Below are 21,046 nucleotides of genomic sequence, written 5' to 3' on the forward strand. Positions count from 1 at the left end.
CAGAGGATTAAGTACTTCGTACAGAATGAATTGTACCAATTGTATAGACAGAAGGCAAATCTAGATGTAAATCTAATACCCCATCCCGGGTAGAATATTCCTATTTAACAGATTTTCCGCCGGCATTCGACCAGAATGGACACTTGACTGGATGAGGAAAGGAGGAAGAAAATGGACGGATTGAAGAAGGGCGTGGAAAAATGGTTCGGTCCCTTGCTTTCACCCCTGTGGACAGCCATTCCTATTGAAGTATGGCTGCTATTAAAAAAACCCCCGTTTTCGGGGGTTGAAGTGACGATGGTGATCATGGGCATTCTTTTTTTGGTGTTCGCAGGGGCTGTAGAAACAGCCGCTGAAGAACCCAGATCCCGCGTCTTCGGCTTTCTATACCTGCTGGCAGCCGTCTTCTTTGCTGCGGCAGGTCTTTACCGCTGGCTCTTCTAAATTATATAAAGAACAACCACGGGAGAATCATCGGGATCATAATGATGATCGTTACAATCAGCCACGCACTGGGATTATCGCTTGTCACCTGTTTGCGGTAGGACATGGCCCAAGCTGTGAGGAGCAGGACCGTCATCATCATACTGCGCAGATGAAGGTCTCCGTCTTTATTATTCATAAATATGTACACGCCGCCTTCGACAATGATCAATATTCCGACTAAGATGTTAAAAATATGGGTGAACCAGCTATTCATCCGTCTGACTCCTTCCACTTATGGTTGCCTGTATCCTTTCCAAGTATAGTACAACCTTATTCTTTTAGGAAGAATACCATGGAAGGCGGACGAAGAAACGCCGCCTCAGTGTTTACAATTGATTGATCAGTCCCTCCAGCTGCGGAGTGATTTCAAGCCGCTCATGATCATTCTGCAGCACGTGCCAGAAATCTTTGTAAAAATAGGCTTCCAGCACGACCTCACGGGCACTGGATATGCGGAGCGCCCCCAGCACCTGTGCCCCTTTTTTCTCTCCTGCACTTGACGGACACTTCTTCATTGCTTTGAAAAACGACCGTATGTCTTCATCCGTGTCCATTTGGTAGGATGACCGTTCTCCATCCAAGTCATAATAAGTAAGCGTCATCGGACGTTGGTAATCGCTCCATGAGTGGTGGGTAATATCATCCTGTTCAAAAGATAAAGGGCTGAAAAAAAACGTGTGGTGTATGTACCAAGTCGACAACACAAGAAAGGCCAGTACTGCTGACGTCAATAATTTTTTCTTCACACATGCCATCCTTCCTGATTATTTCTTTGTATAGACAGGACCTGTTATTTTTTCCGCCAGAATTTCTTTCTCTACCTCTCTATACGACATGGAAGGGAAAAACGTTTCATAAATCTCAACGTTCCCTTCCTTATCTGATGATTGTCAAATCAAAAAGGTATCGAGCGAATTTTGCAAAAACATGGTTTGCTTCGGGATTTATTTCCTCTACAATATAAAGAAACAACGAAAGGGGACCAGGCATGACGTCTACCAACCAGCACATCCAGCACCACACAGAAAAAAACCAAAACAAAGCGCGGCTTCTCATCAGTTGTACAGATCAACCGGGTATAGTGGCTGCCATTTCCACATTCCTTCATGAACACGGAGCGAATATCGTGGAGTCCAATCAATACACAACACACCCGGATGAGGGGACATTTTTCATACGCATCGAATTTGCCGCTTCGGATATGAAAGAAAAGGAAGAAACGTTCCAGGAAGGGTTCAAGGAAATTGCTGCCCAATTCCATATGAAATGGCGGCTGACATTTTTATATAAACTCAAGAACATGGCCATCTTCGTTTCCAAAGAACTCCATTGTCTTCGAGAGCTCCTTTACGAATGGGAAAGTGGTGGTCTTATGGCGGATATCCCTCTCGTCATCAGCAACCACAGGGAAGGAAAGGAGCTCGTCGAATCCTTCGGCATCCCTTTCTACCATATTCCCGCAAGTAAAGAGATCCGGCACGAAGTGGAAGAGGAACAACTGAAGCTTTTGAAGGAATACGACATCGATGTCATCGTACTTGCACGATATATGCAGATTCTTACTCCACATTTCGTGTCGACCCACCCATCGAAGATCATTAACATCCACCATTCGTTCCTACCCGCCTTTATCGGAGCGAATCCACATAAACGGGCGCATAAACGGGGCGTTAAGCTGATAGGAGCCACCTGCCACTATGTAACAGATGACCTTGATGAAGGCCCCATCATTGAACAGGATGTCATCCGTGTCGATCACCGTAACCACATCGACGATTTAAAAAAGAAAGGCCGGTTGATTGAACGTACTGTTCTAAACCGAGGGGTCAAATGGGACCTTGAGGACCGCGTCATCGTACACGAAAACAAAACCATCGTATTATAAATCGAAAAAAACCAGACCTCCTTCTGACAAAGACAGGAGGTCTGGTTTTTTTGTCTCATCCATGCATACAATGGTGTAAAACTTCTGGGGAGATGATGGAATGCTCCATACGGTAAAACCGGGAGAAACCCTCTATCAAATATCAAGAGATTACCGGATGCCGCTGACAACCATTTTAGCCGTCAATTCCATTCCTAATCCGGATGTGATCAGGGTCGGACAGAGAATTACAATCCCAGGGTACCCACCTGTAGAAACCCAGCCGTACCAGCTGGATGTTTCCATCAATGAACGCCTGCTGAGGCTCTACAAAAACGGGCAGTTCGTAAAAGAATATCCAGTGGCTGTCGGGCGGATGCTTTATGAAACACCGATAGGGGATTTTATTATCCTGAATAAAGCCCCCGATCCCGGCGGACCATTCGGAACGATGTGGATGAGCTTATCAAAAGAACATTACGGCATCCACGGAACGAACAATCCGTCCTCCATTGGAAAAGCTGTATCACGCGGATGTGTACGGATGTACAATGAAGACGTGGAAGAACTGGCGCTCACGATTCCGAACGGCACCCCCGTCACCATCCATTTATAACCTATCCCTGCACTTCAGACGTACTCTCCACTTCTGTTCCCTGCAGGGCCTGAGTGGCAAGCCGGTCGCATTCACGGTTGTCCTTCCTTGAGATCAGATGGTAGGACGCCTCTATGGACATGGCCCTAAGCTTCCCATCGATCCGATCCGCCCATTCATGAAGGGATTGTTCCATCGTCGGCCATTCCTCCTTCATTTGATTGATGACAACCTGGGAATCACCGATAAAGCTTACAGGGATATGCTGAACCCCCATCGCCTCCAGTTCCTGTACAGCAAAATAAAGAGCAGCGTATTCCGCCTCATTATTCGTTTCCATTTCCTCGACCGCGGCATTTTTCCTTAGACGCATAAACCGGCCGTCCTGCTCATAATAAATCGCGCATCCCAGACCACCCTTCCTGTCATTCCTGTCGAACCCTCCGTCAAAATACACTCGTATATGATGGGGCTCGGCGTCCACCTTGGCCATATACTTCTTCAGATCCTTCAATTTCCATGAAGTATCATAATCATCAATAAATGCGATATCCTTCAACCGTCCTGTTTTTTCAAGGTCTTCCGCTATAAGAAGCGCTTCTCCAGGAGAAACAGGTTCAGATTTGAAAAAGACTTCCGTTTTGTTTTTCGCACGGTATGTAATTTCTACGTGTATGTTCATAATACTCCACCTTTCCACTTCGATGTAAGTTCCTGTTCTTATAATCTGCCTATTTCCCGTCTATCTTATCACTTCAAACGGAAGAGAACGAAAAAACCGGAGACTGATTGCCTCCGGTTTTCCCGCTTAATTATGGAAGGATTTTTCCTTTTCCCTCAGTTCGATCCTTCGTATTTTACCCGAGGTTGTTTTGGGAAGTTCTTCGATAAACTCAATTTTCCTCGGATATTTATAAGGGGCCGTATGCTCCTTCACATGAGTCTGCAGCTCCTGAACGATTTGACTGTCTTTTTCATACCCGGACTGCAGCACAACGAATGCTTTTACAATATTGCCCCGGACTTCATCCGGACTTGCAACTACGGCACATTCCCGGACAGCCGGATGTTTGACGAGCGCATCCTCTACTTCAAATGGTCCGATCGTATACCCCGAGCTGATAATGATGTCATCACTGCGCCCTTCAAACCAGAAGTATCCATCCTCATCTTTTTTGGCTTGATCTCCAGTAATATAGTAATTGCCTCTCCTTGACATTTTCGTCCTCTCTGGATCTTTATAATACTCTTTAAAGAGCGCCGGGGTATCCAAGTGTACAGCAATATCTCCCACTTCATCCGTCCCTACAGGTACCCCCATTTCATCCACGATTTCGACTTGGTTGCCTGGTGTCGGGCGTCCCATCGATCCCGGCCGGACTTCCATATCCTTCATAATCCCAACGAGAAGTGTATTTTCCGTCTGGCCGTATCCGTCCCTGACAGTCACTTGAAAATGCCTCTGGAAGGTGTCGATGACTTCTCTGTTCAAAGGTTCCCCGGCTGACACGGCACTGTGAAGATGGTTCAGACTGTACTCACTCAAGTTATCCACTTTCGCCATCAGACGATATTCCGTCGGCGTACAGCAGAGCACATTCACATCGTGTTTGTCCATGATATCCAGGTAGACATTCGGATCGAATTTCCCTTGATAAACGAGTCCCCTTGCACCCGTCCCCAGCACAGATAAAAACGGACTCCAAATCCACTTCTGCCACCCTGGACCAGCTGTTGCCCACACGGTATCTCCATCTTCAATGGCCAGCCATTGATAAGCCGCTGTTTTCAGATGGGCATATCCCCATCCATGCGTGTGAACGACCCCTTTTGGATTTCCGGTGGTTCCTGAAGTATAGGAGAGGAATGCCATATCTTCACGACCCGTGTCAGCAGGCGTCATCGTTCCGCTGTAATCTTCCATCAGACTGTCCAGGTGATGCCACCCTTCCTTCTGTTCACCGACGGAAAACCTCACAAGCTCATCGTATTCGCGGATCCCTTGAAACTGATCTGTATAAGGAGAATAACTGACAACGCCCCGGACTTCTCCGTGACTGATCCGGTACTGAAGATCTTTCGTCCTCAGCATTTCAGAACTTGGAATAACGACAAGTCCGGCCTTCAAAGCCGCCGTGTAAACCTGATATGCTTCAATAAGGCGTGGGATCATAACCAGGATCTTATCTCCCTGCTTTAATCCACAGTCAAGGAAAGCGTTTCCAATTTTATTCGCACGTTCCATCAGGCTTTGATATGTAACTTCTTTCGTTTCCCCCTGATCGTTCAACCATAATAAAGCTTTCCGTTCGGCATCGTCTGCATACTTTTCCATTTCAGAAACGACGTTGTACCGTTCCGGGGCAATCAATTCTTCTCGATTCATGTGCCATCCTCCTCCATAATAACGTACTGCATTTTCAACACTCCCATTATACCAATTTATCTAAATCTTTCAAATATTGTTCCTTTTATTCAGAACAATTGACAGATAATTAAAACTTTTCATATACTGGTACTAACTGTAGAGAGGAGTGCGGCAGATGGAGTTTCGTCCAATGAAAAAGCAGCGTGTCATTCCAGGTTTCCCTCTCCTGTTCATTTCAGGAGTGATGTTGGCTTTATTTCTGTCCCTCTCCATCGTAACAAACAATTACAATTACACCGCAGCTTCCGTTGCAAGTGTGGTCATTATGAATGTAGCTCTCGCTTCCCCTTCCATCCGAAAAGACAGAAAAAAGAGCCTCCGGTGATGCCTTCCGGAGACTCTTTTTTGATGTTTATCTCTATATCCGTATCATGTTGATCTTTCATCCAAGTATGATCAGACACGACTGATCCCCGCTGCCATTCGACCGTTCGTGAATGAAGGGATGAGAAGCGCCGTCGGTTTCTCCAGGAGTCAAGCCAGTCGTTTGAAATTCTCCCCAAGAATTTCATTCATGGAGTGAACCGTTATAAACGCCTGCTCATCTACAGCCGTCATATATTTCTTGAGACGGGTATAATCTTTCCGGCTGAGAATTGTAGTGATGACTTCCTTCTGCTCCTGGTTAAACGCACCCTTTGCTTCATGAATGGTAGCACCGCGGCCGAGCTTATTGATGATAAAGTTACGGACAAGCTCACTCTCACGACTGATAATAACAATCTCCTTGTTATCCTCGAACTGCTGAAGCATATAATCGATCACAAGACCATTGAGGATGACACCAAAGAACGCATACATACCGACCGTAGGGCCGAACAGGAAGATGGAAGATGTGGCAATGGCAATATCAGAGAAAAGCACACCTTTTCCAACTTCAATGGAGAAGAATTTATTTAGAATCATAGCCAGGATATCGGTCCCACCTGTGGAAGCTCCCTGATGAAAAACGAGGGCCATGCCTGAAGCGGCAATAATCTGTCCGATAATCAGCTGAATCAGCAGATCATCACTCAGAGCTTCCTGCATAGGGAAAAAGGCTTCGAGGCCCCAAACCATAAATGAAAGTGCAAAACTTGCATAAATAGTTTTCACACCAAATTGGAACCCTAGGAAAATAAAACCGACGATAAATAAGACAATATTCAAGAGAATCATAATCATTCCAAGGGACAAATCAGGAAAAACCTTATTCAAAACGATGGATAAACCACTCACTCCCCCTGTAGCCAGGTCGTTCGGGGACAGGAAGAAGTGGACGTTGGTTGCTACAGCAAGCGCACCAAGATTCATCATTAGAAATGACCACACTTTTTTAAACATCTGAGAGCCTCCTTTATTGTAATTAATGATAGGATTTTGTCGAACGAAATTTGCAATACAATCGGGATTATAGAGCCCTTTCTGCCTTTTGTAAACAGCTGTTGATGTAAAAAAAGGATTTATTTTAAGTAAGCGGTTTAAGCGTAAATATTCAGCAAATTGAAATGGTTTTCCCTGATAAGGAAACATAAAAAAACGCCACGTTTTAAGTGGCGTTTTTTCGTTCATGCACGAGGCAGTTTGACAATGACCGTCGTTCCTTTTCCTTTTTCACTTTCATAATTTATCGTCCCGTTCAAATCCGATACGATCTTTTTCGTGACCATAACTCCTAGTCCTGTTCCTTTTTCTTTTGTAGTAAAGAACGGTTCACCGATTTTCGAGAGTTCCTGAGCACTTAAACCCGGCCCATTATCTCTAACGAAAAGCGTTAGATGAGAGCTCGACATCTGAATTTCAATCCGTACTTCACCACCAAGATCGACCGCGTCCACTGCATTTTTCACCAAATTGATTAAAATCTGGTTCATACGTTTCGGTTCCGTCCTGAACTTATCCTGTACAGGATCACAATCAAACAGCAGTAGGATCTGCTTTTCGTTCGCTTCCGGTTCAAGAAGGCGGAGTACATACGATACCAGCTGTTCCGGGTCCACTTCCTCAAGCTGGATGGAAGATTTAGGCTTTGATAACATCATGAAGTCCTGGACGATTGCTTCGATCCGATTGACTTCATCTAAAATGATTTCCTGATAATTATCCCTGAGCTCCGGATTAGCCGCTCCGATCTGAAGAAAACCTTTGATGGCGGTCAGGGGATTCTTGATTTCATGAGCAATACCTGCAGACATCTGCGTAATTGTAGACAGCTGCTGGGACTTTTCCTTCAGCTCAATCATTTCCTTGTATTCCGTTACGTCCTGATGAATACCGAGAATGAGCGACTTTCCGTTATAATCCACAGGGAAGCCTTTCGTACGGATCCATTTTTCTTCCTTTCCCTGGACACACACCCGATAGTCAACGACGAATTCCTCGTCCTTCATTTTCGAAAGGCCGTCTACAAAATGAGAACGGTCCGCTTCATGTACGTGCTCCAAAAGTGACTTGGGGTCTGAAAATGCCTGGCGCCTCGGAATACCGAACAAGGTTTGGAAGGCAGGACTGATATAGTGGACTTCCTCAAAGTGTGGATCACTGATCCAGAAGACATCCGTAATGTTATCAGCGAGTAGAGCAAAACGTTCTTCTGAATCTTTAAGCGCTTGCAAATGTTTGTTGTATTGAGTAATATCCTGCAGAAAAACAGTAAGGCCCAGTTCTGTTGGATGGACCGTCACTTTCACATCGAGCTGGGTTTCCTCAATAAAACCTTCGAATTCCACCGTTTCGTACGTTTCCATAGATCGCAGGAAATGCTGAAAAAATGGATAGTGCTCATCTATGGAGAAGATATCCCATAATTTTTTATAATAATTTTTGAAAAAAGGACGTTTGGTCAGCTCTTCCATTTTAGGATTGGCATAAACAACTTCCCAGTTATGATTAATGACGGCAAGGCCGTGTGGGAATTTATCGACAATGTGTGTCATGCGGTGCTGGATTTGAGAAGAGGAAAAGCTTGACAGCGGAACGCCTTCATAATTCGTAATGGATAAGGACGGCTTATCATTCTTTGAAGGCACATCAGCGGCCACCGGACCCGATGCAGAAAAATGATGGTCTTGTTCCGTTTTGGCAAGTGTAAAGGTGATTTGTCCGTTGGTCAGATGCACCATACGGCATTGAAACCTAAGATTAAAATTCTTATCTGTCAACTGGACAGAGGTTTCCCTCAGCCCTTCGGTCAGAAGCTGATGAAGAGATTGTTGAAGACGGTGCTGGCCTGTGTGGCGGAAACACCGGATCCACTGAGAGAAAGACAGGTCTGTTTCCTTCAAATGCAGCATATGAATCATTTCCTGATTCAATGTAACGGCTTGAAGACGCAGATCGAGTAAACATGCGGGTGTTCCATTCATACTGAGAACATCCAAAATCTCACCGCTATGAACTTGGTCTGAATACCTCTCTCTTATAACCAATAGTAAGACCTCTTTCCTTTTTGCCGCTCGTTTATTTCCAATACGGTTTTCATTATAACGCAAAATTAACAAATTTTGAATATTTTCTAACGATTTAGCCTTTATTTTTGCTTTTTAAACATTGTACGCTGAAAAGAACAACGATATGACAGAAATTTCACCCTTCAATACTGCGCCACAATGTTAACGAGGCGTAGCTCAAATAAGGCGACCACGGCCGGCTCCATGCTCCCATTTCTTCTATTGTCGGTTTACGTTCCATTTGAAAGTAGTGCTTCAACGCGTTTTGGATGCCGATGTCCGCTTTCGGGAATAAGTTTTCCCTTCCGAGCCCGAACATCATCCAGTTTTCTGCTGTCCATGGCCCGATTCCTCTGACTTTCACCAGACGTTTCATAATGTCATCGTTCTCCATAGCAGACAGCGCCGGCAGGTCCAGCTCCCCTTCTGCTATGCGTTTGGACGTATCGATCACATACTCGGCTTTCCTCTGACTGAACTGCAGTTCCCTCAGTGTTTCGTATGGCGTCTGAGCGACCGTTTCCGGATCAGGATAAAACCATACCCCGTCTTTCTGTCTGCCCAGTGTCTCTACGAACCTGGTACTCAGAGTATAAGCGAACTTCATATTCAACTGCTGGTGGATGATGACTTTCATCAAACAGTCGTAAAGGTGAAAATCCTTCACAATCGGTGTGCCCGGATGATTTCTGAATAATTGTTCCAAGTCGGTGTCCAAAAAATGCTGATGAATTCCCTCCAAATCAACATCCCATTGAAAAAGATGCTTGATGTAGTTCAGGAGCTGTGGTCTGGCTTCATCGCTGTCACTCTGCACAGAGAAAACAGGATCAAGGGTCGTCCCAAGGGCCTGCACTCTGACTATATGATGGTCCTCATTCAGCTTGACAGGGATGTCCACCCATCGTTCCTCTCTGTCCAGATGAATTAAAGGGTCCAGCTGCCAGCGGAGTAGCGTATAATCAAAATCGTAAAAGTTAACTGCCTTTAATTTTTCTTTCCACACGTGAGTTTCTCCTCCTTCAATTCCTTTAGTTTTTCTATTTTGTCAAGAATAGGAAAGAAGACCTGAGGCTTATCCGACCAATTCTCCCTTTATCATAGAAGCTTTGATGAAACTTAGCAAAACATTACAATCACAGACACCTGCTCTGATTTCATAAAACGAAAAGCCGCTGTACAACGTGTACGGCGGCATTCTATTTTATAATCCCCACACCGGGGCGGGGACAAGCTTTTTCATCAAGATTTCATTTAAATTCCCAAACCGATAGCCTCTTTTCCTGAGCTCATCAATCATTTGGGAAAGAGCTTCTGCATTATCACTGGAAACGGTGTGCAGGAGAATGACGGCTCCGGGGTGAATCTGATCCATAACGCTGCGGTAGGCGTACTCCCACCCTTTCTGCCTGTCAGTATGCCAGTCAACAAAAGCGACGGACCAGAACGCATGGGTGTACCCCAATTCTTCTGCCCATTTCAATGTCTGCGCATTGAACATACCTCGAGGCGGACGAAGAAAGGTCATAATATCCTGGTCTGTCTTTTCCTTGACAGCTTCCTCCACCCGCTGTAATTCCTTTTCCATTTCCGCTTTGGAACTCTGCGTAAAATCAGGATGGCTCCAGGAATGGTTTCCAATGATATGTCCTTCGTCAGCCATTCTCTTCAAAAGATCCGGCGCACTCTCTATATAATGCCCGGTCACGAAGAAGGCAGCCGGAACATCCTTTTCCTTAAGAACATCCAGGACCTGACCGGTATGTCCTTGTTCATACCCATTATCAAACGTTAAATAAACCACACGTTCTTCAGAAGGATCCATAAAAAAACCATGATGCTGTTCAATCATCGGCCCATATCTGCCTGGATCCGGTGTCATACCATTTTTGCTTTTATTATATCCCCAGCCTTCCGCATAGGTGGTTAAAGGAAAAAAACAGACCATTAGGACGGCTGTGATCAACTTCACTATCCTGCTCATGTGTATCCCTCGCTTTTTATTTAGTATGTGTGAAGGAAAAAGGAATATAAAAAAAGACAGGTGGGAAAATTCCCCACGCTGCCTTTTTACAAAAATAAAGATGCGGCCCATCCGAAGATGAACAATGGAATATTGTAGTGCAGAAATGTCGGTACACAAGTATCCCAGATGTGATTGTGCCGGCCGTCCGCATTCAACCCTGAAGTCGGACCGAGTGTACTGTCTGAAGCCGGAGAACCTGCATCACCGAGAGCTCCTGCTGTACCAATCAGTGCAGCCGTTGCCATCGGTGAAAAACCGGCAGCCACACAGATCGGAACGAACAGAGCCGCAAGAATCGGTATCGTTGCAAAGGAAGACCCGATTCCCATTGTGACAATCAGTCCGACCAGGAGCAGGATAAAGGCGATGAAAGCCTGGTTATCCCCCAGATAGTCGGAGCTGAGCTCTACAAGCGCCGATACAGATTCTGTCGCGGTCAATACATTGGCATAACCTGATGAGACAAGCATCACAAAAGCGATAAAACCCATCATTCCGATGCCGTCGTTGATGACCTTGTCGCCTTTATTGAACGGAACGACACGGAAGATAAACATCAGGATGATACCGGCCAGAGCAGCCAGAATCAGATTCGACCAGACCGCCTGAATGATAAGGGTCACAAGCATGGCTGCAAGCGTCAGAAGGTGTTTCAATTGGAAACGTGAATCAAGGACAACCTCTTCATCCGGCGTTTCTTTATCTTCTGGTACGACAGAAGGATCCCTCGGTTTCCGGTAAGTAATGAAGATGGCGATGAAAAGTCCGACGATCATTCCCGAACCGGGAATAATAAGGGATGAAGCAATACTCCCAATCCCAAGGTCAATGCCGTTCGTTTCCATGGATGTCTTGATCGTATCGTGGAAAATATAGCCGAAGCCAACCGGAATCATGACATACGGCGCCTTCAAACCAAAGGTTAAGGCGGCAGCTACAGCTCTCCGGTCCAGCTTCATTTCATCAAATAATTTCAAAAGCGGTGGAATAAGAATCGGTATAAAAGCAATGTGTACAGGAATGACGTTCTGAGAAAGACTGGCTACGAACGCAATGACAAAAACAATCATCGTCCGTTTATCCTTTAAAACACGCAGTAAAAATCCGACTAGTATGGATGTGATGCCTGAGTAGCTGATCGCAACCGCGAAAGCTCCCAGCAATATATAACTTAATGCCACATTCGCCTGTTCTCCCATCCCGTCAACAAGAAGGGTTAACGCATCTGTCAAGCTCTCCCCGTTCATGAGACCTGCGGTTAAACCCGCGGCGATAATGGCAACGATGACGTTCACGCGTAATAAACTTAACACGGTCATCACCAGGACAGAAACGACAACTGCCCATGCCATAAGACATTCTCCTCTCCAGTAGTTTCATGCATTAGCGATTTATCATGATAAAGTATGATGGTGAAAAAATCAACCCTCAGGAAAATAGAGAGTCAATTCTGAAAGCTGCTTATTCGTCCATGCTGCGCTCAAGGGATTCAAGCATAGAGATCAGGCGGTCAATGTCTTCCACTGACGTCTGCTCAGGATCCAGGTTATCTAAACGTCCCATAAAATCTTCCAGGCGCTGCTTCAAGTTGGACATCTTCTCCTGCTGCGTCATGTAACGATTCAGCTCCTTTATCTGTTTTACGTCCAGTCCATCATAGTACAAGTATCTGCCTCTGTCCAGAACCGGCTTCACCCAGCTGTAAAAAAGCGCCGTCTGTACGAAAACAAATGTGTTGTTCTCGTACAGACGGCGCGTCTTCTCATTTTAATTCGAAGGAAAAGCTGACGTGATCCTGAATGGGGATCCAGGCTCCGATGCCCTGCCGGGTCACGTTTTTAACGGAGAGTGTCTTCTTCGACCCCTTCAGCTGGATGTAAACATCACCGAAAGCTACTTCTCCTTTTTCATTCACGGCCGGTGCAAACGCATGAAGGACCCCTACTTTGTTGGTCGGGATGCCGTACGTATTATTCTGCTTTGTTCCTTTACCAATCACGGTGTTAAAGGATAACGGAAGTTTTGTGTTTTTCTGAGCTTCCAGAAGAATCAGCTTCATCATCTGGTCGCTGTGGCTGATCCGTGAGGTCAGACCACCCTTGACTGCTTTTTCTTCTTTTTGAAGATAACTCAGTTTCTCCTGCTTTTCTCCTCCGTGGTTGTTCAGTTCATTTGTATTGATCTCCTGATACTCCCAATTGATATTGGTTTCTTTCGAATCATAGGAAAGCGGCCACCTTCCAAGAAATATGTCTCCTCTGTACCCAATCGCCAGTGGAGAAGGCTTCAAGGACGTTTCATTCAGCATTTCAATCAACTGGGGATTGGTAATGCGGACCTCCGTATTCTCCATCAGCTCTTTCGTAATTTCCTCCGCTTCCAGCAATTCCTGATCATCGGTAGAGTTCGGATACGTGTTGTCTTTGGATATGTTTAAGACGTGATTCGGAATGGAGCCTTCTTCTTTTTCATTCTTCTTAGGTTCAGCCGAGGCAGAACCGGCAGCAAACCAAGTAAGAATACAAATAAACAGCAGTAGTCCCAGCCATTTTCTATTCACATCAAGGGCCACCTTTCACTTTTTTTATAGCTTGTGAAAGATGGCCCGTAGTATACATTATTCTGCTGCAATTAGCTTGTTCATCATATAGCTCGCTTTGCTGTCGAAAAACTGGATGCATGGCCCGATCCCCAGAAGAATTACAATGGTACCGATACCAATAGGGCCACCAAGCACAAGAGCCAGCACGAGAGCAAAAGACTCGGTCATGGTTTTAGCTTTGGTAATGCTGTAGCCGAAACGCTTCTGGAGAGCGACCATAAACCCGTCCACAGGATTCAAGGAGAATTTCGGCTGCAGATAAAGCGATACGCCGATGGCAATAATTACAATTCCGAGGATTAAAGTGATCAATTTCATGAAGAATGCTTGAAGCACCAAGGTGTCAAACACCTGCAGCATCCAGAAATCGATGAATTTCCCAAGTACTAATATAGTAATCACCGCAGGCAGGTCCGGCTTCTCTTTTGCAATCAGTGCATTGGTTACAATCAGAAAACCACCAATGACCATAACCCACGTTCCAATTGTAAGTCCGATCTGTTCCGTCAGCCCGACATTTACGGCATCCCACGCTCCAGCTCCCAGATTCGATTTAATCGTTAGTGTGACGCCCATCGCAATGACAATCAACCCTGCAAGATAAAAGAATCCTTTAATGACTAATGTTCTCATGGTCTCCCTCATTTCTTTATTTCAAAGTTGCTTTGAACCGAAAACCTGTACATAAGACACAAAAAAAGAGCGTGAATCCGGCTGTCGGACTCATGCTCTTTATATTTTACTAGCTTAACTGGATACACTCAAGCGTTTCTTCCACATTTATACTATTTTCTACTGATTGAACCATCGAGCAGTTGTTCCGGGAAATTTCCAGGTTTTTCAACAGCTTGTCCTGATTCAAGTGATACCCTTTGACAACGAAGTGCAGGTGGATCTTTTCGATACGGTTCGCCTCATCGGGATTTCTCGTTACTTCCGCAGATACCTGTATATCTTCGTAATTCATCCGCTGTTTATCGAGGATTTTCCTGAACACCCCAAGGCTGCACCCTGCAATCGAAGACACCATCAATTGAAACGGGCGGAAACCATTGGCTTCATCGCCGGAAATGTCCAGCTGTCCATATTCCAAAGAAGTACGGATGCCGTTCTCTCTTAAATGAAACTCCATCAGTTTATTCACTCCTTTCGCTTAACGGCTTTGCGTTCATTATATAATAGATCGTTCTGTAAAAGAAACCACACCGTCTTTCCGCCCCGACCTTGCCTGTTTGACACCTTTTCCGATACGATAAGCGTGTAGAACAGGAGGATGACTATGGTTTCTAATCGCACCAGGTTTTGGATTTTAATCGGTCTTGTCACCATATCGGGCTTTTCCCAAGGCATGCTTCTCCCCCTCATCGCGGTCATCCTTGAGCAGAACGGGATTTCGTCTTCTGTGAACGGGATACATGCAACGGGGCTTTACATAGGAATTTTATTATCGTCCCCTTTTATGGAAAAACCACTCCGTCGGTTCGGCTACAAAGCCATCATACTGTTCGGGGGAGCGCTCGTATTCGTTTCACTCGCGCTCTTTCCTTTCTGGCAGGCGCTGTGGTTCTGGTTTATGCTCCGGGTAGCTGTCGGAATCGGTGACCAGATTCTCCACTTCGGTACCCAGACATGGATCACCGCTTCCTCGGACCCGCAGAACCGAGGGCGCAGCATTGCCTATTATGGTTTGTTTTTCAGTGTCGGATTCACCCTTGGTCCATTAATGACCAACCTGTTGGAATTCGGGATTTTCGTTCCGTTTCTCCTGTCTTCCTTCTTAAGTTTCATGGTGTGGCTGCTGCTCCTGCGCGTTCGCAGCGAAAAGCCGCCAACCGAGCAGGCCACTGCTTATGGGACAAGTTCATGGAAACGTTTCGGCCGGAGTATCCGTCTGGCATGGCCGGCCTTTTTGCCGCCTCTTGCCTATGGCTTTCTGGAAGCCACCCTGCATGGGATTTTCCCCGTGTACGGCATGCGGATCGGACACGATGTGAACATGTTATCGTTCATCATCCCTTCCTTTGCTGCGGCCAGTTTATTTTCGCAGATTCCTCTAGGCATATTAAGTGACCATATTGGGAGAAAGAAAGTGATAATAACGGTCGTGACGGGAGGCATTGCCGCCTTTCTGCTCGCTGCAGCTTTTGAAGGATCGATCCCTTGGCTTTTTGCCTCCTTCGCCTTAGGCGGGCTTTTTGTGGGCTCTCTCTTTTCCTTGGGGATTTCCTATATGACCGACCTTCTACCTAAGGAACTCCTTCCCGCGGGAAACATTCTCTGCGGGATGTCTTTCAGTATCGGAAGTATTCTAGGTCCATTCTTATCAGGATTCGTTCTGGACCTGTGGCCGGACCTTTCATTCTTTTATGTCATCGTATCCCTGTTGGTTGTCGTTCTGACAGCGATATTCTTGTACAAACCTCTTCCGTTAGAGAAAAAACAGGCAGCCCCATCCTAAGGGCTGCCTGTTTGTTTATTCTGCGAGTGCTTTATAAAGCACTTCCAGGTTTTGTTCCATCAAGGAGAAGTAATCTTCTTCATTCTCTACATCTTCTTCCGTCAACACAGCAAGATTATGGAACTGTAGAGGCTCTGCACCGATTTCATCCTGAATGACTTTTGATACTTTAGGAGTGACATTTTGTTCAAAAATCACGTAGCGGAGCTCCTCTTCCTCTGCCAGTTCAATGATTTCCTCCAAGTCTTTCTGGGAAGGTTCATTCGTCGGACTCAGGCCGGACACTGCAATCTGGTCGATGCCGTAAGCTTCCTCCCAGTAGCCGTAGGCCGCATGAGAAACGATGATTTTGTCTTTCGGCTGTGATTCCACTTGTTTATGAAACTGCTCGTCCAACGCTGTAAGTTTTCCTTTTAAGGCCTCGAAGTTTTCTTCATACAGGTCTTCCTTTTCAGGATTCAACTCAATAAGCTGCTCTTTAATACCTTCAGCGAGTTCAATGGACCGAACCGGGTCGAGCCAGACGTGCGGATCATTCTCCCCATGATCATGTCCTTCGTGGCTGTCTTCATGCTCCGCGTGCTCTTCCTCTGTTTCGCTCTCATGACTGTGGTCATGCCCGGCATGCTCTTCTTCTGTTTCTCCCTCATGGTTGTGGTCATGCTCAGCATGTTCTTCCGCTGTCTCACCTTCATGGCTGTCTTCCGCTCCATGATCATGAACACGCTCTTGCAGGTCCATATCGCCGGCCGCTTCCAACACGGTTGTCCCCTCAGGTTTCAAAGCTTCAGAGATTTTCTGGGCGTACCCTTCAAGGCCTGCTCCGTTGTAAACGAACAAATCGGCCCCGGCCATATCCACCATTTCTTTTGTTGTAGGTTCGTACGTGTGCGCGTCAGACCCTGGCGGAAGGATCGTTTCCACATCTACCGTGTCTCCCCCGATTTCACTGGTGAAAAATTGAAGCGGGTAAACTGTTGTATACACCTTGATAGTGTCCCCGCTCTCTTCTCCTTCCTTCCCATCCCCTGAAGTTTCTTCACTTCCACAGGCACTGAGAAGAAAAACTGCTGTTAATAAAAACGATAATATACCAAATTTCTTCATATGATTTCGTCCTCTCCAAATGGTTCTGCCCAAATCTTAGCGTAATCATTACGGTTTGTAAACAGTAACCATTACCTTTTAATCAATAAAGGAAAGGATGCCTGTGAAGACACCCTTTCCCATCTGTTTAATGACACCGCGGACATTTGCCATAAATTTCAAACTTATGGTTTTCAATATCATAGCCTTTCAAATTCTCATGCACGTTTTCCATCGGACAAAAGGCGATGGATTTAGTTTTTCCACAGTCTGTGCAGATGAAATGATGATGGTGGCCGTCCGTATCACAGCTGAGGCGGAAATGCTTTTCGCCCCCCAGTTCTGTCGACTCCAGAATATCAACCTCCGTCAGCATATAAAGGTTCCGATAGATCGTATCATAACTGACGCTCGGGAAATATCCCTGAAATTCCTTAAGAATTTCCTTAGCCGCAATATACTGGTCCTGACCAGAAAAAATCTTCAGCATACGTTCGCGCTGCTTGGTTCGCTTATATCCCTTTTCCTTCAATCTCTGCAATGCTGTTTCCACATTCATGAAGCCTCACCCTTTATCCATTGCTGGTTTCTAACATTTTTATAAATAATAGACATTACCAGAATCAAGATGGCCATGACGACAATCGTTCCACCCGGAGGTACGCTCAGGTGGTAGGAGGAGTACAGCCCGACCATGACAGAGACTTCCCCAAACGCGATGGAAAGCCCGATCGTCTGCTTAAAGCTTGTGGCAATCCGGAGTGCGGAAGCCACAGGCAGCGTCATCAGCGCTGATACGAGCAGAATGCCGACGACCTGCATGGCGGAAGCAATCACAAGCGCCACCATAACAATAAATAATAAATGAATCCAACGGCCGTTCACCCCTGATACCGACGCATGTTCCTCATCAAACGATAGAACGAACAATTCCTTATAAAAGAAAATAACGATAAAAATAACGATCACGGTTACCAATAATACCGTCCACATACTGTCGCGGCTTACCGCTGTAACACTTCCGAACAAGTAACTGAACAAGTCCGTATTAAATCCGTCCGCCAGGGAAATCAAAATGACACCAAGTCCAATCCCTCCGGATAAAATAATAGGGATCGCCAGTTCTTCGTAGTGTTTATATACTTTTCTCAACCGTTCAATCAAAATGGCACCGGCTACAGAAAACGCCATGCCCATATAAACCGGGTTCCAGTCATCGATGGATGATACTCTCTTTTCCAACAGAAGACTGGCCGCAATCCCTGTCAGTGTGATGTGGGACAAGGCGTCAGCAATCAACGATAAGCGTCGTACGACTATGAACACTCCAAGGAGAGGAGCGACAATGCCAATCAAAAGACCTGTAATCGCTGCATTCTGTAAAAACTCAAATTGCATAAAACTTTCAAGCACGCTCTTTTTCCTCCTTAGTGACTGTGATTGTGAGTCAGCTGCTGAACGGCGTATCCATAAAGCTGATTCAAATCCTCTTCACTGAATTCCTTGTATTCCTCCGACTGTCCATGGAAATGGACCGTCTTGTTCATGCACACCACATGGGTGGCATGGTCTGTAATCGTTCCAATATCATGGCTGATCATAAGCAGCGTAATGCCCCGCTCCTTGTTCAATCTGCCGAGCAGGTCATAAAATTCGGTGACATGCTTAGCATCGACTCCGACGGTGGGCTCGTCCAGAATCATCAATGATGGATCACTGACAAGAGCTCTTGCTATGAACACACGCTGCTGCTGACCGCCGGAAAGATCACCAATGCCGGCATGCGCGTATTCTTCCATCTCCACTGTGCGCAGAGCATCCATCGCTTTCTCTTTATGTTTTTTATTGAAAAATTTAAACGTGCCTATCCTCGATACGAGACCGGTCTTTACGACCTCCAGAACTGTTGCGGGGAATCCGGAATTGAAACTGTTCGCCTTTTGGGAGACAAAACCGATTTCCTGCCAGTCTTTATACTGTTTCAGTGGTCTGCCGAACAACTGGATCGTTCCTTTATCAGGCTTCTCGAGTCCGAGCATCAATTTAATGAGTGTCGACTTCCCTGATCCGTTAGGTCCCACCAGTCCAAGGAACTGACCTGATTTAATCTCAAGATCTACATCCTGAACGACCGTTTCTCTCTCATATTTAAAGGAGACATTGTCCAACTTTACAATGGTTTGTTCACTCATGGTCCATCCCTCTCAAGATAATAATCATTACGATTTAAAATTCTTTCCCTATCATATAGGAGGTTGCCTGAGGAATCAAGAGAGAAGTACCCTATTTTTCTTTATGTAAAGCAAAAGACCAGGACAGGGAACCCTGCACTGGTCTTTGAATATTATAAATACCGATTGTTTCTTCTTTCCAGATAATCCTGCAGTGCTGAGAAAATCATCGTCAGCGGCCAGTAGATCAATGCTGCTGTAATATACATGGTCATGGAATCCACTGTCCGTCCTGCTGCAATCTGTGCTTTATTCAAAATTTCCGGAACGGAGATCATGGCTGCAAGTGAGGTGGCCTTCAACAAATCAAGAAACACATTTCCTAATGGTGGAATGGCGATCCTCGTCGCCTGCGGCATAATAATCCTGCGTATCGTCTGCCAGTACGTAAATCCAAGAGCACGGGCGGACTCCCACTGCCCGTTGGACACACTGTTTAAGGAAGCCCGGTTGATTTCAGCAATATAAGCAGCACTGTTGGTTCCGAATCCGATAATGGCAGCCGTCGTTGCCGGCAGTTTCAATCCTACAACCGGCAGTCCGAAATAAAGGACAAATAAATAAACGAGGATAGGCGTTCCTCTCATGAAGGAAATATAAAACCTCGCCGGCCATCGGAGCCAGATACGACTGGACCCACGTGCCAATGCCAGGAAAAAACCAAGAATGAGACCGATGGCCATTCCAATGACTGCTACTAATAAAGTAAGAGGCACACCTTCCAGGATAAAAGGAAGGTTGGACCAGGCCCGCTCTGCATTAAAGAGCTTCTCGACTTGTATTTCGTTTACTTCAATGCCAAACATTTCCTAACCCTTATAAATCCAGGCCTTCGATTTCGCGGATATCCTCTTCCGGTTCCTTCGAAGCATCCTGGCCGCCGAAGAACTCTTCGGACAATTCTGTTAATGTTCCATCTTCCTTCATTTCAGCCAGTACGGCATCCATTTCCTCTTTCATTGTTTCTGCTTCTTTCGGCATCACAATAGCTGAGTTCGTCGGATGGAATTTCAAATCTGGATGAAGCTGAACTTCAATATCTGTTAAAGCCTGCAGGGCCAGGGACTGTAAATAGTAGTCATTGATAATGAAGTCTGTGTTTCCATTCTCCACATCACGAAGGTAGACATCATTGGTGACATTTCCGTATGTTTTCGTATCCGCACCGAAATGTTCCGCAATCTGGGAGAATACCGTTGTCGCTCCACCACCATGGGTCTTGCCTTCAAGGTCCTCCAGTTTTTCAATGCCGGACAAATCAGACTCCCGCACAATCATCGTGGAATAGGAGTATTTGTAAGGTTCACTGAACGTAAATTGTTTTTGGCGCTCCTTCGTAACTTCCATATCATTAATAACGGCATCAATCCGGCCGCTGTTAATCGCAGAAAGCAGTCCATCGACACCATATTCCTCAAATTTCAATTCAAGACCAAGGCGGTCGGCGACTTCGCGCATGATCTCCACATCATACCCGGTCATTTCATCGGAGCCTTCCGGGTAGTAGGAAGCCGGGAAAAGTGTGCCGGATGTCCCGACGACGATTTCTCCTTCTTCCTGAATTTCACTCCACTTACTGTCAGAAGCTTCTTCGCTTCCATTATTTGAACCACTGTCCCCTGTGTCTTCACTTGATCCACAAGCAGCCACAATCACAGCCAGCAGTAACATGCTCATAAGTATAAAAGCTTTGCGCATCGTTCTTTCCACCCTCCATTTTTATTCGTGTCACCTGTTTAATATAGCAACTTGACACCTGTCAAATCAACTGTGCTGTCCATTTTTATCGGCTGGGAAATTTTTTGTGGACTTTTCCGTCCAGTGTGCTATGATAATACCATA

At 45.8% G+C, this 21,046-nt stretch carries 24 protein-coding genes; 5 read left to right on the forward strand and 19 right to left on the reverse strand.

Going from position 1 to position 21,046, the window contains the following annotated elements:
* Positions 1-171: 171 nt before the first annotated feature.
* Positions 172-444, forward strand: coding sequence for a hypothetical protein (locus tag ACXADP_RS16565; protein ID WP_474967609.1), 273 nt, complete (start codon positions 172-174; stop codon positions 442-444).
* A 1-nt stretch (position 445) separates the two neighbouring features.
* Here ACXADP_RS16565 and ACXADP_RS16570 read toward each other — a convergent pair whose 3' ends face one another.
* Positions 446-700 (reverse strand): hypothetical protein, encoded by a 255-nt coding sequence (locus ACXADP_RS16570; protein ID WP_474967608.1) that lies wholly within the window; start codon positions 698-700, stop codon positions 446-448.
* Positions 701-812: 112 nt separating this feature from the next.
* The gene (locus ACXADP_RS16575; protein ID WP_474971954.1) at positions 813-1,232 is read right to left on the reverse strand and encodes a hypothetical protein; all 420 of its coding nucleotides are present in this window, start codon (positions 1,230-1,232) and stop codon (positions 813-815) included.
* A 242-nt stretch (positions 1,233-1,474) separates the two neighbouring features.
* Between ACXADP_RS16575 and purU the strand changes: the two genes are divergently transcribed.
* Together purU and ACXADP_RS16585 are read left to right on the forward strand one after the other, a co-directional pair.
* The gene (purU, locus tag ACXADP_RS16580; RefSeq protein ID WP_474967606.1) at positions 1,475-2,371 is read left to right on the forward strand and encodes a formyltetrahydrofolate deformylase; all 897 of its coding nucleotides are present in this window, start codon (positions 1,475-1,477) and stop codon (positions 2,369-2,371) included.
* Positions 2,372-2,471: 100 nt separating this feature from the next.
* On the forward strand, positions 2,472-2,966 hold the full coding sequence (locus ACXADP_RS16585; RefSeq protein ID WP_474967605.1) for a L,D-transpeptidase family protein: 495 nt from the start codon (positions 2,472-2,474) through the stop codon (positions 2,964-2,966).
* A gap of 1 nt (position 2,967) precedes the next feature.
* On the opposite strand, the gene ACXADP_RS16590 is transcribed toward ACXADP_RS16585, so the two are convergent.
* Both ACXADP_RS16590 and mbcS read right to left on the reverse strand, forming a co-directional pair.
* Positions 2,968-3,627: a reverse transcriptase-like protein gene (locus ACXADP_RS16590; RefSeq protein ID WP_474967604.1), complete on the reverse strand. Its 660-nt coding sequence runs from the start codon at positions 3,625-3,627 to the stop codon at positions 2,968-2,970.
* Positions 3,628-3,753: 126 nt separating this feature from the next.
* Positions 3,754-5,331, reverse strand: coding sequence for an acyl-CoA synthetase MbcS (gene mbcS / locus ACXADP_RS16595; RefSeq protein ID WP_474967603.1), 1,578 nt, complete (start codon positions 5,329-5,331; stop codon positions 3,754-3,756).
* Positions 5,332-5,488: 157 nt separating this feature from the next.
* On the opposite strand from mbcS, the gene ACXADP_RS16600 reads away from it, so the two are divergent.
* Positions 5,489-5,698: a hypothetical protein gene (locus ACXADP_RS16600; protein WP_474967602.1), complete on the forward strand. Its 210-nt coding sequence runs from the start codon at positions 5,489-5,491 to the stop codon at positions 5,696-5,698.
* Between the two features lie 149 nt (positions 5,699-5,847).
* Here ACXADP_RS16600 and ACXADP_RS16605 read toward each other — a convergent pair whose 3' ends face one another.
* The 9 genes from ACXADP_RS16605 to ACXADP_RS16645 form a co-directional block, all read right to left on the reverse strand.
* A complete protein-coding gene (locus tag ACXADP_RS16605; RefSeq protein WP_474967601.1) occupies positions 5,848-6,696 on the reverse strand; it encodes a YitT family protein in 849 nt (282 codons plus the stop codon).
* A 224-nt stretch (positions 6,697-6,920) separates the two neighbouring features.
* Positions 6,921-8,717 (reverse strand): ATP-binding protein, encoded by a 1,797-nt coding sequence (locus tag ACXADP_RS16610; protein WP_474967600.1) that lies wholly within the window; start codon positions 8,715-8,717, stop codon positions 6,921-6,923.
* Positions 8,718-8,937: 220 nt separating this feature from the next.
* Entirely contained in the window at positions 8,938-9,807 is an 870-nt protein-coding gene (locus ACXADP_RS16615) for a DNA-3-methyladenine glycosylase family protein (RefSeq protein WP_474967599.1), read from the reverse strand.
* A gap of 198 nt (positions 9,808-10,005) precedes the next feature.
* Entirely contained in the window at positions 10,006-10,785 is a 780-nt protein-coding gene (gene pdaA / locus ACXADP_RS16620; RefSeq protein WP_474967598.1) for a delta-lactam-biosynthetic de-N-acetylase, read from the reverse strand.
* Positions 10,786-10,871: 86 nt separating this feature from the next.
* A complete protein-coding gene (locus ACXADP_RS16625) occupies positions 10,872-12,179 on the reverse strand; it encodes a Na+/H+ antiporter family protein (protein ID WP_474967597.1) in 1,308 nt (435 codons plus the stop codon).
* A 109-nt stretch (positions 12,180-12,288) separates the two neighbouring features.
* On the reverse strand, positions 12,289-12,441 hold the full coding sequence (locus tag ACXADP_RS16630) for an SE1561 family protein (RefSeq protein ID WP_474970354.1): 153 nt from the start codon (positions 12,439-12,441) through the stop codon (positions 12,289-12,291).
* Positions 12,442-12,589: 148 nt separating this feature from the next.
* Positions 12,590-13,387, reverse strand: coding sequence for a YfkD famly protein (locus tag ACXADP_RS16635; RefSeq protein ID WP_027956150.1), 798 nt, complete (start codon positions 13,385-13,387; stop codon positions 12,590-12,592).
* A 57-nt stretch (positions 13,388-13,444) separates the two neighbouring features.
* Positions 13,445-14,062, reverse strand: a complete 618-nt coding sequence (locus tag ACXADP_RS16640; protein WP_027956151.1) for a YczE/YyaS/YitT family protein — start codon at positions 14,060-14,062, stop codon at positions 13,445-13,447.
* 109 nt (positions 14,063-14,171) lie between these two features.
* The gene (locus ACXADP_RS16645; RefSeq protein ID WP_474967596.1) at positions 14,172-14,561 is read right to left on the reverse strand and encodes an OsmC family protein; all 390 of its coding nucleotides are present in this window, start codon (positions 14,559-14,561) and stop codon (positions 14,172-14,174) included.
* A gap of 147 nt (positions 14,562-14,708) precedes the next feature.
* On the opposite strand from ACXADP_RS16645, the gene ACXADP_RS16650 reads away from it, so the two are divergent.
* A complete protein-coding gene (locus tag ACXADP_RS16650; RefSeq protein WP_474967595.1) occupies positions 14,709-15,887 on the forward strand; it encodes an MFS transporter in 1,179 nt (392 codons plus the stop codon).
* Between the two features lie 15 nt (positions 15,888-15,902).
* On the opposite strand, the gene ACXADP_RS16655 is transcribed toward ACXADP_RS16650, so the two are convergent.
* The 6 genes from ACXADP_RS16655 to ACXADP_RS16680 form a co-directional block, all read right to left on the reverse strand.
* Positions 15,903-16,994, reverse strand: a complete 1,092-nt coding sequence (locus ACXADP_RS16655) for a metal ABC transporter solute-binding protein, Zn/Mn family (RefSeq protein WP_474971955.1) — start codon at positions 16,992-16,994, stop codon at positions 15,903-15,905.
* A gap of 127 nt (positions 16,995-17,121) precedes the next feature.
* A complete protein-coding gene (locus ACXADP_RS16660; RefSeq protein WP_474967593.1) occupies positions 17,122-17,532 on the reverse strand; it encodes a Fur family transcriptional regulator in 411 nt (136 codons plus the stop codon).
* Positions 17,529-18,386 (reverse strand): metal ABC transporter permease, encoded by an 858-nt coding sequence (locus tag ACXADP_RS16665; RefSeq protein WP_027956156.1) that lies wholly within the window; start codon positions 18,384-18,386, stop codon positions 17,529-17,531. The genes ACXADP_RS16660 and ACXADP_RS16665 overlap by 4 nt, the downstream gene beginning before the upstream one ends.
* Positions 18,387-18,400: 14 nt before the next feature.
* Complete coding sequence (locus tag ACXADP_RS16670) at positions 18,401-19,165, reverse strand: metal ABC transporter ATP-binding protein (RefSeq protein WP_027956157.1); 765 nt, start codon at positions 19,163-19,165, stop codon at positions 18,401-18,403.
* A gap of 152 nt (positions 19,166-19,317) precedes the next feature.
* A complete protein-coding gene (locus tag ACXADP_RS16675; RefSeq protein WP_474967592.1) occupies positions 19,318-20,010 on the reverse strand; it encodes an amino acid ABC transporter permease in 693 nt (230 codons plus the stop codon).
* A 10-nt stretch (positions 20,011-20,020) separates the two neighbouring features.
* Positions 20,021-20,902: a transporter substrate-binding domain-containing protein gene (locus ACXADP_RS16680; protein ID WP_474967591.1), complete on the reverse strand. Its 882-nt coding sequence runs from the start codon at positions 20,900-20,902 to the stop codon at positions 20,021-20,023.
* Positions 20,903-21,046: the final 144 nt, after the last annotated feature.

The sequence above is a fragment of the Halobacillus sp. AWH4_228 genome (assembly GCF_056158365.1).

What these genes read in the sequence shown, in the direction of transcription:
- ACXADP_RS16565 (WP_474967609.1), top strand. Translation starts at nt 172, where the DNA reads ATGGACGGATTGAAGAAGGGCGTGGAAAAATGGTTCGGTCCCTTGCTT.
- ACXADP_RS16570 (WP_474967608.1), bottom strand. Translation starts at nt 700, where the DNA reads ATGAATAGCTGGTTCACCCATATTTTTAACATCTTAGTCGGAATATTG.
- purU (WP_474967606.1), top strand. Translation starts at nt 1,475, where the DNA reads ATGACGTCTACCAACCAGCACATCCAGCACCACACAGAAAAAAACCAA.
- ACXADP_RS16585 (WP_474967605.1), top strand. Translation starts at nt 2,472, where the DNA reads ATGCTCCATACGGTAAAACCGGGAGAAACCCTCTATCAAATATCAAGA.
- ACXADP_RS16590 (WP_474967604.1), bottom strand. Translation starts at nt 3,627, where the DNA reads ATGAACATACACGTAGAAATTACATACCGTGCGAAAAACAAAACGGAA.
- mbcS (WP_474967603.1), bottom strand. Translation starts at nt 5,331, where the DNA reads ATGAATCGAGAAGAATTGATTGCCCCGGAACGGTACAACGTCGTTTCT.
- ACXADP_RS16600 (WP_474967602.1), top strand. Translation starts at nt 5,489, where the DNA reads ATGGAGTTTCGTCCAATGAAAAAGCAGCGTGTCATTCCAGGTTTCCCT.
- ACXADP_RS16605 (WP_474967601.1), bottom strand. Translation starts at nt 6,696, where the DNA reads ATGTTTAAAAAAGTGTGGTCATTTCTAATGATGAATCTTGGTGCGCTT.
- ACXADP_RS16610 (WP_474967600.1), bottom strand. Translation starts at nt 8,717, where the DNA reads ATGAATGGAACACCCGCATGTTTACTCGATCTGCGTCTTCAAGCCGTT.
- pdaA (WP_474967598.1), bottom strand. Translation starts at nt 10,785, where the DNA reads ATGAGCAGGATAGTGAAGTTGATCACAGCCGTCCTAATGGTCTGTTTT.
- ACXADP_RS16625 (WP_474967597.1), bottom strand. Translation starts at nt 12,179, where the DNA reads ATGGCATGGGCAGTTGTCGTTTCTGTCCTGGTGATGACCGTGTTAAGT.
- ACXADP_RS16630 (WP_474970354.1), bottom strand. Translation starts at nt 12,441, where the DNA reads ATGACGCAGCAGGAGAAGATGTCCAACTTGAAGCAGCGCCTGGAAGAT.
- ACXADP_RS16640 (WP_027956151.1), bottom strand. Translation starts at nt 14,062, where the DNA reads ATGAGAACATTAGTCATTAAAGGATTCTTTTATCTTGCAGGGTTGATT.
- ACXADP_RS16645 (WP_474967596.1), bottom strand. Translation starts at nt 14,561, where the DNA reads ATGGAGTTTCATTTAAGAGAGAACGGCATCCGTACTTCTTTGGAATAT.
- ACXADP_RS16650 (WP_474967595.1), top strand. Translation starts at nt 14,709, where the DNA reads ATGGTTTCTAATCGCACCAGGTTTTGGATTTTAATCGGTCTTGTCACC.
- ACXADP_RS16655 (WP_474971955.1), bottom strand. Translation starts at nt 16,994, where the DNA reads ATGAAGAAATTTGGTATATTATCGTTTTTATTAACAGCAGTTTTTCTT.
- ACXADP_RS16660 (WP_474967593.1), bottom strand. Translation starts at nt 17,532, where the DNA reads ATGAATGTGGAAACAGCATTGCAGAGATTGAAGGAAAAGGGATATAAG.
- ACXADP_RS16670 (WP_027956157.1), bottom strand. Translation starts at nt 19,165, where the DNA reads ATGAGTGAACAAACCATTGTAAAGTTGGACAATGTCTCCTTTAAATAT.
- ACXADP_RS16675 (WP_474967592.1), bottom strand. Translation starts at nt 20,010, where the DNA reads ATGTTTGGCATTGAAGTAAACGAAATACAAGTCGAGAAGCTCTTTAAT.
- ACXADP_RS16680 (WP_474967591.1), bottom strand. Translation starts at nt 20,902, where the DNA reads ATGCGCAAAGCTTTTATACTTATGAGCATGTTACTGCTGGCTGTGATT.